This window comes from Oerskovia sp. Root22 (genome assembly GCF_001429135.1).
Taxonomy (GTDB): domain Bacteria; phylum Actinomycetota; class Actinomycetes; order Actinomycetales; family Cellulomonadaceae; genus Oerskovia; species Oerskovia enterophila.
In genome coordinates this window covers 373,636-387,403 of sequence record NZ_LMIL01000008.1, presented here as the reverse complement: position 1 = coordinate 387,403, position 13,768 = coordinate 373,636, and the positions used below count along the sequence as shown (strand labels likewise).

At 71.5% G+C, this 13,768-nt stretch carries 10 protein-coding genes; all 10 read right to left on the bottom strand.

The window, feature by feature from the left end:
• Positions 1 to 5: 5 nt before the first annotated feature.
• On the bottom strand, positions 6 to 1,028 hold the full coding sequence (locus ASE15_RS10390) for a polyprenyl synthetase family protein (protein ID WP_056649835.1): 1,023 nt from the start codon (positions 1,026 to 1,028) through the stop codon (positions 6 to 8).
• Positions 1,025 to 2,833, bottom strand: a complete 1,809-nt coding sequence (gene nuoN, locus ASE15_RS10385; protein WP_056763162.1) for an NADH-quinone oxidoreductase subunit NuoN — start codon at positions 2,831 to 2,833, stop codon at positions 1,025 to 1,027. Before nuoN ends, ASE15_RS10390 begins: the two co-directional genes overlap by 4 nt.
• Complete coding sequence (locus tag ASE15_RS10380; RefSeq protein ID WP_056763160.1) at positions 2,830 to 4,395, bottom strand: NADH-quinone oxidoreductase subunit M; 1,566 nt, start codon at positions 4,393 to 4,395, stop codon at positions 2,830 to 2,832. Before ASE15_RS10380 ends, nuoN begins: the two co-directional genes overlap by 4 nt.
• A 7-nt stretch (positions 4,396 to 4,402) precedes the next feature.
• The gene (gene nuoL / locus ASE15_RS10375) at positions 4,403 to 6,355 is read right to left on the bottom strand and encodes an NADH-quinone oxidoreductase subunit L (RefSeq protein WP_369800586.1); all 1,953 of its coding nucleotides are present in this window, start codon (positions 6,353 to 6,355) and stop codon (positions 4,403 to 4,405) included.
• 115 nt (positions 6,356 to 6,470) lie between these two features.
• Positions 6,471 to 6,770, bottom strand: coding sequence for an NADH-quinone oxidoreductase subunit NuoK (nuoK, locus tag ASE15_RS10370; protein WP_056649827.1), 300 nt, complete (start codon positions 6,768 to 6,770; stop codon positions 6,471 to 6,473).
• A gap of 1 nt (position 6,771) precedes the next feature.
• Positions 6,772 to 7,599: an NADH-quinone oxidoreductase subunit J gene (locus ASE15_RS10365; protein WP_056649825.1), complete on the bottom strand. Its 828-nt coding sequence runs from the start codon at positions 7,597 to 7,599 to the stop codon at positions 6,772 to 6,774.
• The gene (nuoI, locus tag ASE15_RS10360) at positions 7,596 to 8,264 is read right to left on the bottom strand and encodes an NADH-quinone oxidoreductase subunit NuoI (RefSeq protein WP_056649822.1); all 669 of its coding nucleotides are present in this window, start codon (positions 8,262 to 8,264) and stop codon (positions 7,596 to 7,598) included. The genes ASE15_RS10365 and nuoI overlap by 4 nt, the downstream gene beginning before the upstream one ends.
• Entirely contained in the window at positions 8,257 to 9,690 is a 1,434-nt protein-coding gene (nuoH, locus tag ASE15_RS10355) for an NADH-quinone oxidoreductase subunit NuoH (protein ID WP_056763159.1), read from the bottom strand. Before nuoH ends, nuoI begins: the two co-directional genes overlap by 8 nt.
• Entirely contained in the window at positions 9,687 to 12,425 is a 2,739-nt protein-coding gene (locus tag ASE15_RS10350; protein WP_056649816.1) for an NADH-quinone oxidoreductase subunit G, read from the bottom strand. The genes nuoH and ASE15_RS10350 overlap by 4 nt, the downstream gene beginning before the upstream one ends.
• On the bottom strand, positions 12,425 to 13,759 hold the full coding sequence (gene nuoF / locus ASE15_RS10345; protein WP_056763259.1) for an NADH-quinone oxidoreductase subunit NuoF: 1,335 nt from the start codon (positions 13,757 to 13,759) through the stop codon (positions 12,425 to 12,427). The genes ASE15_RS10350 and nuoF overlap by 1 nt, the downstream gene beginning before the upstream one ends.
• Positions 13,760 to 13,768 lie beyond the last annotated feature (9 nt).

The following is a 13,768-nucleotide window of genomic DNA, read 5'->3' as shown; positions in this document are numbered from 1 at the left end:
GAGGATCAGGCCGCGCGGTCGGCGAGCGCCTGGGCGAACGAGACGAGCGCGTCCTTGACCGGCCCTGCGGGCAGCGGGTCGAGCTCGGCGATCGCCGCGCGGGCCCAGCCCACGGCGAGCGCCCGGGTCTCTGCCAGGACCTCGTGAGCACGCAGCGCGGCGACGGCCGAGGCGAGCTCTGCGTCCCCGGACAGGTCCGAGTCGAGCAGGTCGACGATCGCCACGTCCGCGGCGGTGCCCTTGCCACCGCTCACGCGGGCGCGCAGCAGCAGAGCGGGCATGGTCGGGACCTTCTCGCGGAGGTCCGTGCCGGGTGTCTTGCCGGACTGCTCGCCCGAGGACGCGAGGTCGAGCACGTCGTCGGCGAGCTGGAACGCGACGCCCAGCTTCTCCCCGTACTCCGCGACGACCTCGACGACCGACTGGTCGCACCCGCCGAACATCGCACCCAGGCGAGCCGAGGTCGAGAGCAGCGACGCGGTCTTGTCCGCGAGGACCTCGAGGTAGTGCTCGACGGGGTCGTCGTTCTCCGAGGGCCCCGTCGTCTCGTGCAGCTGGCCGAGGCACAACCGCTCGAAGGTCCGCGCCTGGATGAGCACGGCCTCCGGACCCAGCGCGGCGACCGTGGACGCTGCACGGGCGAAGAGCAGGTCACCGATGAGGATCGCGACGGAGTTGCCCCACACGGCGTGCGCAGAGGGAGCCCCGCGCCGCACGGGCGCGGAGTCCATGACGTCGTCGTGATAGAGCGAGGCCAGGTGGGTGAGCTCGACGACGACGGCCGCCTCCACCACCTCCGGCCGGGCGCCGTCGCCCAGCTCCGCGCACAGCAGTGCGAGGAGCGGGCGCAGGCGCTTTCCGCCGGCGTTCACGAGGTGGCGGGACGCGGTGTCCGCGAGCCCGTCGGAGTGCGCGACGGCGTCGCCCAGGCGCGCCTCGACGGTCGCAAGGCGTGCGGTGAGCGTCGCGGAGAGCTCCGGATCGGTCAGGGGGATCGCCGTCGCTGAGACGGGTGGCACTGTGGTCACGGTCTGAACTTAGCCGCCTCGAGGGCAAGATCGAGAACCGAGGAGGGCAAAACGCCGAGAAGGACGACTCCTGTCACGCAGATCACGATCGCGACCGTGGTGAATCCCTCGGACCTGACGACCGTCACCCGGGTCGCGAGCGCGGCCACGGCCGAGGTCGCCGCGGGACCCCCGTCCGCGTTCTCCGGGCTCTCCTGCTCGACCCCGCCGGCGACGCTCGACGGCGACGGCGTGAAGAACATGAGGACGATGATCCGCACGTAGAAGAACACCGAGACCGCCGAGGCCAGGACGCCGATCAGGGCGAGCGGCCAGGCCCCCACCGCGACAGCGGCACCGAACGCCGTGAACTTCGCGATGAAGCCCGCGGTCAGCGGGATGCCGGCCATCGAGAGAAGGAACAGGGCGAACGCCCCCGCGAGCCACGGGCTGCGCCTGCCCAGACCGGCCCACTCGGTCAGGTGCGTGGCCTCGCCGAGGATCGCTCCGCCGTCGGACGCGGGGAGGTCCCCCGCTCCCCCGGCCCCAGACCCCGCTGCTGCCACGGACCCTGCCGTCCCGCCAGAACCCACCGCGGCGAGCACCGGGCTCTCCACGGCGGCCCGAGGCTGCGGCGACCGCTCGCGCACGAGCGTCACGACCGCGAAGGCCCCCACGGTCGCCAGACCGTACGCGAGCAGGTAGAACACCACGGCCCGGACGCCGAACCCGCTCAGCTCGCCGAAGCCCACGAGCGCCACCAGGAGGAAGCCGGCGTGCGCGATCGACGAGTATGCGAGCAGGCGCTTCATGTCGGTCTGGATCACACCGATGACCGACCCGACGACCATGGTGAGGATCGCGACGACCCACAGCGCGACCACGAGCTTCTCCTGGAGGTCCGGCGGGAGCGCCGAGCCGATCAGGTAGAGGACGCGCACCAGCGCTCCGAACGCGGCGGCCTTGGTGCAGGCTGCCATGAAGCCCGTGATGGGCGTCGGGGCGCCCTGGTAGACGTCGGGGGTCCACGAGTGGAACGGGGCCGCACCGATCTTGAAGAGCAGGCCCGCGAGCACCATGACCAGGCCCAGGAGCACCAGGCCCGTCATCCCGTCGAGGCCGCCGCCGTTCAGCAGGGCCGCGCGCACCTCGGCGAGCCGCACCGAGCCCGCGAAACCGTAGACGAGCGCCACGCCGAAGATGAAGATCGCCGACGCGAAGGCTCCCAGCAGGAAGTACTTGAACGAGGCCTCCTGCGACAGGAGCCGACGACGGCGCGCGAGCGCCGTGAGCACGTACAGGGGCAGGGAGAGCACCTCGAGCGCGACGAACATCGTCAGCAGGTCGCCCGTGGCCGGGAAGATCATCATCCCGCCCACCGCGAACAGCACGAGCGGGAAGACCTCGGTCTGCTCGAGGCCACGGCGGCGCGCGAGGTCCTCGTACGCCGAGCCGGGCACGGCAGCTGCGGTGGGCGCGAACGCGTCCTGCCCGGTCGAGGTGCGGTCGGCGATCACGAGCGTGGCCAGCAGCGCGAGGACCACGACGATCCCCTGGAGCGCCAGGCCGAACGGGTCGATCACGAGCGACCCGCCCAGCACCTGGATGCCGTTGAGCTCCTGCACGTCGTCCCAGAGCAGGACGATCGTCGTGAGGGCCCCGACGAGGGCGCCCAGGGCCAGGACGACCTGGACCGCGCGGCGGTGCCGGTCCGGCACGAAGGCCTCGACCAGGACACCCAGGACACCGGCCCCCAGGACGACGATCACGGGGACGAGGTAGGCCCAGTCGATCGTGGGGGCCACGAAGGCGGCTGCGGTGCTCACGAGTCGCTCCCTTCAACGCTGAGGAGTTCGGGGTTCGGGGCGGGATCCTCGAGCCCGACGGCCGTCATGGTCGCCTGTGCGGGCTCGCGCACCAGGTCGAGCGCCGGCGCCGGGTAGAAGCCGAGGACCAGCAGGGCCACGATCAGGGGCGCGACGACCCACTTCTCACGAGCTCCCAGGTCCGCCGTCCCTGTCAGGGCGTCGGGCGTCCGGCCCGTGAAGACCTTCTGGTAGGTCAGCAGCACGTACAGCGCCGCGAGGACCACGCCCAGGACCGCCACGAGGGCCGCCGGGTTGCTGCGCGAGAAGGTACCGACGAGGACCATGATCTCGGAGACGAACGTCGACAGGCCCGGCAGCGAGAGCGCCGAGAGACCGGCCACGAGGAACGTCCCCGCGAGGACCGGGGTGACCCGTTGGAGGCCGCCGTAGTCGGTCAGGCGCTGCGAGCGCGTCGGGTGCCGCGCGATCAGGAAGCCCGCCAGGAGGAAGAGCGCCCCGGTCGAGATGCCGTGGTTGAACATGTAGAACGACGCCCCGGAGATGCTGAGCGACGTGAACGAGAAGATCCCCAGGACGATGAACCCGAAGTGGGACACCGACGTGTAGGCGATGAGCCGCATGACGTCGGTCTGGCCGATCGCCATGAGTGCGCCGTAGAGGATCGAGACCACGGCCAGCACCACGATCACAGGAGCCGCCCACCGGCTCGCGTTCGGGAACAGCGGCAGGCACAGCGTCAGCATGCCGAACGTGCCGACCTTGTCCAGGACGCCCACGAGCAGCGTCGAGGTACCCGCGGGGGCGTGCTCGGCGGCGTCGGGCAACCAGGTGTGGACCGGGAAGAGCGGCGCCTTGATCGCGAAGGCGAGGAAGAACGCGAGGAACAGCAGCCGCTCGGTGCTCACGGGCAGCGGGTTCGCCGCCAGGTCGTCGACCAGGGTCTGGGTCAGGAAGCCCTGCTCGCCGCCCGGCCCGTTGAGGTAGAGCGCGATGACCCCGACGAGCATGACGAGCCCGCCCGCGAGCGAGAAGAGCAGGAACTTCACGGCCGCGTACCGTCGCTGCGCCCCGCCCCCGAAACCGCCGATCATGAAGTAGACCGGGATCAGCATGGCCTCGAACAGGACGTAGAAGAAGAACACGTCGCGCGCCACGAAGACCGCGACCATGAACGCCTCGAGGAGCAGCACCAGGCCCAGGTAGTGGCGGAGCTTGGAGAGGTCGCCGTCCTGCTCGCGCCACGCGGCGAGCACCACGAGCGGGACCAGCAGCACCGCGAGCCCGACCAGCAGGAGCGCGACGCCGTCCGCGCCGACCGCGTAGCTCACGCCGAGCTGCGGGATCCACGCGTGCGTCTCGGTGAGCTGGAAGGTGCCTGCGTCCGCGGTGTCGAACGCGCTGATCGCGAGGCCGAGCAGCACGAGCTCGGCGAGCGCGAAGACGACCGCGACGGTCCGCAGGTGCTTGCGCGCGGAGGTCGCGCCCAGCCCCCAGACCGCCGCCGCGCCGACGAGCGGCAGGACGATCAGGAGTGTCAGCCAGGGAATCTCGGTGGTCATCGGTCCCTCAGCTCCCTGTTCCGGTGGTCACGGCGAGGACCACCGCGACGATCACGATCAGGCCAGCGAGCATCGTCGCCGCGTAGGACCTGACGAATCCGTTCTGCATGCCGCGCAACTTCTCCCCTGTCGCTCCGACGAGGCCGGCGAGGCCCATCCAGCCGCCGTCGACCATCTGCCGGTCCCCGTAGACCAGGGATCGTGTGAGGTACTGCCCGGGCCGCATGAAGACGGCCTCGTTGACGTCGTCCTGGTACAGGTCCCGGCGCGCGGCCCGCGTGAGCGCCGACCCGTGCGGAGGCACGATCGGCACGCGGGACACCGCGTACTGGCGCCAGGCCAGCAGCACGCCCACGAGGACCAGCAGGAGGGTCAGGGTGATGAGCGCCCAGACCGGCAGGACCGGTTCCGCGTGCTCGGCGTGGCCCGTGACCGGCGAGAGCCAGTCGACGAACCCGTTGCCGATCGCGAGGAGCCCGCCGAGCGCGACCGACCCCACCGCGAGGACGACCATGGGGATCGTCATGAGTGCCGGGGACTCGTGCGGGTGCTGCACGGGGCCGTCGGTCGAGAGGTTGCCCGTGGGGCTGCCCGACCCGTCGTTCCAGCGCTTGTGCCCGTGGAACGTCATGAAGAACAGGCGCGACATGTAGAACGCCGTGATCCCGGCGCCCAGCAGCGCCACGCCGCCGAAGACCCACGCCCGCCACTCCTGCCCGTCGATCGGGACGAACGCGGCCTCGATGATCTTGTCCTTGGACCAGAACCCGGAGAACGGCGGGATGCCCAGGATCGCGAGCCAGCCCAGGCCGAACGTGACCCACGTGACCTTCATGTACCTCGACAGCGCGCCGAAGCGCCGCATGTCCACCCCGTCGTTCATGCCGTGCATGACCGACCCCGCACCGAGGAACATCCCGGCCTTGAAGAAGCCGTGCGTCACGAGGTGGAAGATCGCGAACGCGTACCCGATGGGCCCCAGGCCCGCCGCGAGGATCATGTAGCCGATCTGGGACATGGTCGAGGCCGCCAGGGCCTTCTTGATGTCGTCCTTGGCGCAGCCGATGATCGCGCCGAACAGGAGCGTGACCGCACCGACGATGACCACGACGAGCTGCGCCGTCGGCGCCCCCTCGAACACGGGGGCCGAGCGGACCACCAGGTAGACGCCCGCGGTGACCATGGTCGCCGCGTGGATGAGGGCCGAGACGGGCGTGGGGCCCGCCATGGCGTCCCCGAGCCAGGCCTGGAGCGGGAACTGGGCCGACTTGCCGCACGCGGCGACCAGGAGCGCCAGGCCGATCGCCGTCAGCAGGGCCGTGCCCGCCGCGGGCGCGTCGGCGAAGACCGTCGCGAAGTCGACCGCTCCGAAGCCCGCGAACATGAGCATGAGCGCGACGATCAGTCCCAGGTCGCCCACGCGGTTCATGATGAACGCCTTCTTGGCCGCGACCGCGTTGGCCCGCTCGTGGTTCCAGAAGCCGATGAGCAGGTACGAGGCCAGGCCCACGCCCTCCCACCCGACGAACAGCAGCAGGTAGGAGTCCGCGAGGACCAGGATCAGCATGGCTGCGACGAACAGGTTCAGGTAGGCGAAGAACCGGCGCTTGTCCGGGTCGTGCTCCATGTACGCGACCGCGTAGACGTGGATGAGCGTGCCGACGAACGTCACGAGCAGCACGAACGTCATGGACAGCGGGTCGATCCGCAGGCCCACGCCCACGTCCAGGCCGCCCGCGGCGATCCAGTCGAAGAGCCGGTGGTCGACCACCCGCTCGTCGGCCGGCAGGCCGAGCATCGAGAAGAAGACGACGAGGGCGACGACGAACGCGCCGCCCGACATCAGCACCCCGAACCACGCGCCCCAGCGGTCGCTGCGGCGCCCCGCGAGCAGCAGGATCGCGGCCCCCAGGAGGGGCAGCACGATCAGCAGCGGGGCCAGCAGGAACGGGCCGGGCACGATCGTCGAGACGGGCACGATCTCCTGCGTCGGGAGGGCGGCCGGGAGCAGCGCGCCGAGCTCGCCGACGCGCGGGAGGGCTGAAAGCAGAGTCACCGTTGGCATGCCTGCCCTCTCAGTTCTTCAGCAGGTTGACGTCGTCGACCGAGGCCGAGCGGCGGGTACGGAAGATGGCCACGATGATCGCGAGCCCCACGACGACCTCGGCCGCGGCCACGACCATCACGAAGAACGCGATGACCTGCCCGTGGAGGTCTCCGTGCATGCGCGAGAACGTCACGAACGTGAGGTTGGTCGCGTTGAGCATGAGCTCGATGCCCATGAACACGATGATCGCGTTGCGGCGCAGCAGCACCGTGGTCGCGCCGATCGCGAACAGGATCGCGGCGAGGATCAGGTAGTTGGTCAGCTCCATGTCAGCGTTCCTCGTCCTCGTCGGTGCCCGCGGCCAGCTCGGGGAACCTGCGGCCCGTGAGCTCCGGCTCGTGCTCGACCAGCACGTCTCGCTCGGCCGCGAGGATGCGGTCGGCCGACCTCTCCTGGCCGCGGATGCGCAGGATCCGCGAGACCGAGTGCTCGATGGGGCGCCCCTGCGGGTCGAGCGCCGGGGTGTCCATGGCGTTGTTCTGCGCGTAGACGCCCGGGGCGGGCAGGGGGGTGAGGAGCCCTCCCTCGGCGAGGGCCGCGACCTTGGCGTCCGAGACCTGCCGCTGCCCGACGCGCGGCACGAGCCGGCGGCGGTGGGTCAGGACGAGCGCGGCGATGGCCGCGGTCACGAGCAGGATCCCGACGACCTCGAGGGCGAACACGTAGTCCGCGAAGAGGATGCGGGCCAGCGCGACGGGGTTGGTCTCCGCGTTCGCGGCCGTGAGCCCGACCGAGGGCGGAAACGTCGCCTGCGCGATCACGCCGACCAGGACCGAGCCGAGCCCCAGGCCCAGCAGGATCCCGATGAAGCGCTGGCCGCGGATGGTCTCGACGAGCGAGTCCGAGGCGTCGACGCCCACGAGCATGAGCACGAACAGGAAGAGCATCATCACGGCGCCCGTGTAGACCACGATCTGCACGACGCCCAGGAACGCGGCCTCCTGCGCGATGTAGAGGATCGCGAGGCTGATCATGACGAACACGACGCAGATCGCGGCGTGCACGGCCTTGCGGGCGAACAGCAGGCCGAGCGCGGCCAGGACCATGAGGGGGGCGAGGACCCAGAACAGGACGACCTCTCCCCCGCTGACGGTCACCGGACCACCTTGCGGACCTCGGGGCGCCGGGCGGCGGCGGGGTCCACGACGGGAGGCAGGGTCGGGTCGTCGGGCCGGTGCTCGCGCACCCAGTCGATCTGCTCGGGCACGGGCCCGGTCACCTCTCCCCGGTAGTAGTCGGTGTCGGTCGTGCCCGGCACCATGGGGTGCGGCGCGGCCAGCATGCCCTCGCGCAGCGGCGCGAGGAGGTCTTCCTTCTCCCAGATCAGCCCTTCACGGGTGGGTCCGGTGAGCTCGTACTCGTTGGTCATGGTGAGCGCCCGGGTGGGGCACGCCTCGATGCACAGCCCGCAGAAGATGCAGCGCAGATAGTTGATCTGGTAGACGCTGCCGTAGCGCTCGCCGGGCGAGCGGTGCGCGCCGTCGGGCAGCGCGGAGTTGTCCGCGCCCTCGACGTAGATCGCGTCCGCGGGGCACGCCCAGGCGCACAGCTCGCACCCGATGCACTTCTCGAGCCCGTCCTCGTAGCGGTTGAGCTGGTGACGCCCGTGGTAGCGGGGCTTGGTGGGCACCTTCTCGAACGGGTACTGCTCGGTCACGGTGGGCTTGAACATCGAGGAGAACGTCACCCCGAACCCGGCGACGGGCGCGAGCAGCCCGCCGAGCCCCTTCCTCTGCGGGATCAACGACTCGTAGTCAGCCACGGGGGACCTCCTCGTCCTGGGCGTCGGGTGCTGCGGGACCGTCCCCTGCGGGCGGGCTGCCCTCGGGGACCAGGCGCCGTGCCCGGCGCGGCGCACTGGGCAGCGTCTGGCCCGGCAGCGGCGGGACGGGGAAGCCGCCCGCGAAGGCGTCGAAGGGCTCGGGTGCCGCGGTGCTGCCCTTGCGGTAGGGCGAGGTGCCCGACGGCGCCGCTCGCCCGCCTGCGTCGGCGTCGGGCACCTTCTTCTGCGGCCACAGGAAGATCGCGGCGATCGCGACCACCCCCAGGACGACGGCCGCCACGAGGATCGCGCGGTTGTCGACGTCGCCGAAGCGGATCATGCCCTGGACGACCGAGAGCACGACGATCCAGGCGAGCGCGGCCGGGATGAGGACCTTCCAGCCGAACTTCATGAACTGGTCGTAGCGCAGGCGCAGGAGCGTCCCGCGGACCCACACGAACACGAACATGAAGGCCCAGACCTTGACGAGGAACCAGAGGATGGGCCACCAGCCCTCGTTGAACATGCCGTCGTTGATCGCCGACAGGGGCCACGGCGCACGCCAGCCGCCCAGGAAGAGCGTGGTCGCGACCGCCGAGACGTTGATCATGTTGATGTACTCGGCGAGGAAGAACCACGCGAACTTCATGGACGAGTACTCGGTCATGTAGCCCGACACCAGCTCGCCCTCGGCCTCGGGGAGGTCGAAGGGCAGGCGGTTGGTCTCGCCGATCATCGCGATGATGTAGATCACGAAGCTCGGGACGAGGATGAGCGCCCACCAGACCTTGGTCTGGGAGTCGACGATCTGCGAGGTCGACATCGAGCCGGCCATGATGAAGACGCTCACCAGGGCCAGGCCCATCGCGAGCTCGTAGCTGATGACCTGGGCGGTCGAGCGGACCGCGCCCAGCAGCGGGTAGGTGGAGCCCGACGACCAGCCGCCGAGCACGATCCCGTACACGCCCACCGAGGCGCACGCCAGGATGTAGAGCACCGCGACGGGGAAGTCGGTGAGCTGTGCGGGTGTCGAGTAGTCGGTGAACGGGATCGTGACGTTCGGCCCGAACGGGATGACCGCGAACGTCAGGAGCGAGCAGAACACCGCGATCATGGGCGCGAGGATGTAGACGAACTTGTCCGCCGCGGTGACCGTGAGGTCCTCCTTGAGGAGGAGCTTCATGGCGTCCGCGAGCGACTGGAGCAGGCCGAAGGGCCCGTGCACGTTGGGGCCGGGACGGACCTGCATCCGGGCCACGACCTTGCGCTCGAACCAGATCGCGATGAGCACGCTCGTGAGCAGGAAGACGATGATCAGCACGGCCTTGACCAGGTAGGTCCAGCCGTTGTCCTGGGAGAAGTCGGCCGAGATCCCGGGCACGCCCGGGGTCTCGGTGACCAGGGCGAGGTTCAGCAGGCCGCTCATGATGCTCCCCCGTCGGTGGGCTGGACGGTCTCGCCGGGCCGCGAGGCTCCGGCAGCGGGCTCGATCCGAACGAGCGCGCCCTGGGCCACACCGAGCTCACGATGGACCTGCGAGCCCTCGGAACCGAGCGGGAGCCAGACGACGTGCTCGACCATGTCGGTGATCACCACGGGCAGCTCGATCGAGCCGCGGTCGGTCGACACCCGGACCACGTCCCCCTCGAACAGGTCCGCGGCGGCCGCGGTCGTCGCCGACAAGCGGGCCACGGGCCGCTTGGCCGTGCCCGCGAGGAAGCGCTCGCCGTCCTGGCCGCGCGCGGCGTCCAGGAGCAGGCGCCACCCTGCGAGCACCGCGGTGCCCGGGGCGACCGCGGGTGGTTCTGCGGCCGCGACCTCGGGGGCCGCGGGGCGGGCTCCGTCCCAGGTGCCGAGCTGGTCGATCTCCGCCCGGACCTCCTCGGTCGTGCGGGCCCCGAGCACGAGGCCCGCGGCGTCGGCGAGCGCGTCGAGCACGCGGTGGTCGGGCATCGCGGTCGAGGCGAGCGCGGCCTCGAAGGTCCGCACGCGCCCCTCCCAGCTCACGAACGCGCCGGCCTTCTCGACCGGCGGCGCGACGGGCAGCACCACGTCCGCGAGCGCCGTGACGTCCGAGGCACGCACCTCGAGCGAGACGACGAACCCTGCGGCCTCGAGCGCCCGGAGCGTGTGCGCGGGGTCGGGCAGGTCGTCGGTGTGCAGACCGCCCACGAGCACGCCGCCGAGCTGGCCCACGGACAGCGCGTCGAGGATGTCTCCCGTGCTGCGGCCGGGCGTCTCCGGGAGGTGCTCGACGCCCCAGGCGACGGCTACGTCGACCCGGGCTGCGGCGTCGGGCACGGGGCGTCCGCCCGGGAGGAGGGCCGGCAGCGTGCCGGCCTCGACCGCCCCGCGCTCCCCCGCGCGACGCGGGACCCACGCGAGGCGTGCTCCCGTGCTCGCGACGAGGCGCAGGAGCGCCGAGTACCCGCCGGGGACGCCGGCGAGACGTTCGCCGACCAGGACCACGGCCCCGGGCCGGGCGAGCGCGTCGCGCAGGGCCGAGACCTCGGCCGGCTCCTCGACCGACTCGGGGGCGTCGGGGCCCACGGCCCCGTCGTGCCCGAACAGCGTCTGGGTCCCGGTGGCGAGCACGTCGAGCCACTCGGCCTCGGTGCCCGGGGCGGCGCGCAGGAGCGTGGCGTCGAGGCGCTGCACGCCCCGGCTCGCGAAGGGGGCCAGCGAGAAGACCCGCAGGCCGTGCTTCTGGACGCCCTTGCGCAGGCGCAGGAACGTGACGCCGGCCTCCTCCTCGGCCTCGAGCGCCACGAGGAGCACCGCGGGCGCGTGCTCGATCTCGTCGAACGTCACGCCCAGTCCGGTGCCGGCGACCGCGTGGGCGAGGAAGTCCGCCTCCTCGGTCGAGTGCACGCGGGCGCGGTGGTCCACGTCGTTGGTCCCGAGGACGACGCGGGCGAACTTGCCGTACGCGTACGCGTCCTCGACCGTGAGGCGACCCCCGGGGAGCACCCCGACGCCGCCCGCGGCCCGCGCTTGCGCGAGGCCGGTCGCCGCGACCTCGAGGGCCTCGGCCCAGCTCGCGGGGCGCAGCTCGCCACGCGTGACCCGGCCCTCGGCGTCGACCTCGCGGTCGCGCACGAGCGGGTGGGTCAGACGGTCCGGTGCGTCCTGCCACGCGAACGCGAAGCGGTCCTTGTCGGTGATCCACTCCTCGTTGACCTGGGGGTCCTCGCCAGACAGGCGCCGGAGCACCACGCCGCGGCGGTGGTCGATGCGGATCGCGGACCCGCACGCGTCGTGCTCGCCCACGCTCGGGGTCGAAACCAGGTCGAACGGCCGCGACCGGAAGCGGTACGCGGCCCCCGTCAGGGCGCCGACGGGGCAGATCTGCACGGTGTTGCCGCTGAAGTACGAGGCGAACGGGCGCCCCGACTCGTCCTCGAGCGCGGCCCCCACGGGCGCCTCGAAGCCGGCCTGCGCGCCGTACGGCAGGGAGCCTGCAGGGGCCGCGGGCTCGGACTCGCCGTCGGCGAAGCCCAGGACGCGCGCGTCGAACCGTCCGATCTGCTGCTGTGCCCCGCGCTTCTGCAGGTCGATGAAGGCGTCGCCCGCGATCTCCGCGGAGAACCGGGTGCAGCGCTGGCACAGCACGCAGCGCTCGCGGTCGAGCAGGATCTCGGTCGAGATCGCGATGGGCTTGGGGAACGTGCGCTTGACGTCGACGAACCGGCTCGTCGCGCGCCCGTTGCTCATGGCCTGGTTCTGCAGGGGGCACTCACCGCCCTTGTCGCAGACCGGGCAGTCGAGCGGGTGGTTGATGAGCAGGAGCTCCATGACCCCGTGCTGCGCCTTGTCCGCGACCGCCGACGTGTGCTGGGTCTTGACGACCATGCCGGGCGTGGCCTCGAGCGTGCAGGAGGCCTGCGGCTTGGGCATGGGACGGACGTTGCCCTCGCGGTCGGGCGTCGCGACCTCGACCAGGCACTGTCGGCACGCGCCCGCGGGGGCGAGCAGCGGGTGGTCGCAGAACCGCGGGATCTGGATGCCGACCTGCTCGGCGGCACGGATCACGAGCGTACCCTTGGGCACGGCCATCTCGATGCCGTCGATCGTGAACGTCACCTCGTCGCGACGCGCGGGGGGCTGGGCGCCCCCTGCCGCCGCGGCGGGCGACGTGCCGGCGGACGTCGTGGTCGTCATCAGTGCGCTCCTGCCGTCAGGGCCTGCGGGGCACGCCGGGGCGTGTAGTCGAACAGTGCGGCGGCCGACGGGTCGAACGGGCAGCCGCGGCCGGTGATGTGCGCCTCGAACTCCTCGCGGAACAGCGCGATGCTGCTCGTGACGGGCGACGTCGCGCCGTCGCCGAGCGCGCAGAACGCACGGCCGAGGATGTTGTCGCACGTGTCGAGCAGGACGTCGAGGTCGCTCTCGGTGCCCTCGCCGTGCTCGATGCGGCGCAGGATCTGCTTGAGCCAGTACGTCCCCTCGCGGCACGGCGTGCACTTGCCGCACGACTCGTGGGCGTAGAAGTCCATCCACCGGCTCACGGCCCGCACCACGCACGTGGTCTCGTCGAAGATCTGCAGGGCGCGCGTGCCGAGCATCGAGCCCGCCGCGGCGACCGACTCGTAGTCGAGCGGTGTGTCGAGGTGGGCGTCGGTGAACAGGGGCGTCGAGGACCCGCCGGGCGTCCAGAACTTCAGGCGGTTGCCGCCACGGATCCCGCCGGCCATGTCGAGCAGCTCGCGCAGCGTGATGCCGAGCGGCGCCTCGTACTGCCCCGGGCGCACGACGTGCCCCGACAGCGAGAACAGCCCGTGGCCCGACGACCGCTCGGTCCCCATGGACCTGAACCAGTCGGAGCCCTCGTTGACGATCGCCGGGACGCTCGCGATCGACTCGACGTTGTTGACCACGGTGGGCCGCGCGTACAGGCCCGCGACCGCGGGGAACGGGGGCTTGAGGCGCGGCTGGCCGCGCAGTCCCTCGAGCGAGTCGAGCAGCGCGGTCTCCTCGCCGCAGATGTACGCGCCAGCGCCCGCGTGGACCGTGACGTCCAGGTCGAAGCCCGAGCCCTGGATGTTCTTGCCCAGGTACCCGGCCGCGTAGGCCTCCTCGACGGCCCGGAGCAGGCGGCGGTACACGTGCAGGACCTCGCCGCGCACGTAGATGAACGCGTGGTCGCAGCCGATCGCGTAGGACGTGATGGCCACGCCCTCGATCAGGAGCTGCGGGCTCGCGAGCATGAGCGGGATGTCCTTGCACGTGCCGGGCTCGGACTCGTCGGCGTTGACGACGAGGTAGCGGGGCCCGCCGTCGGGCGCGGGCAGGAAGCCCCACTTCATGCCCGTGGGGAACCCTGCCCCGCCGCGGCCGCGCAGGCCCGAGTCCTTGACGACCTGCACGACGTCCGCGGGCGGCTGCGAGAGCGCCTTCGCGAGGCCCTTCCAGCCCCCCTGCGCGACGTACGCGTCGAGCGTCCAGGAGCGCTCGGCGTCCCAGGTCTCGCTGAGGATCGGGGTCAGCGGGTCGATCGTCTGCTC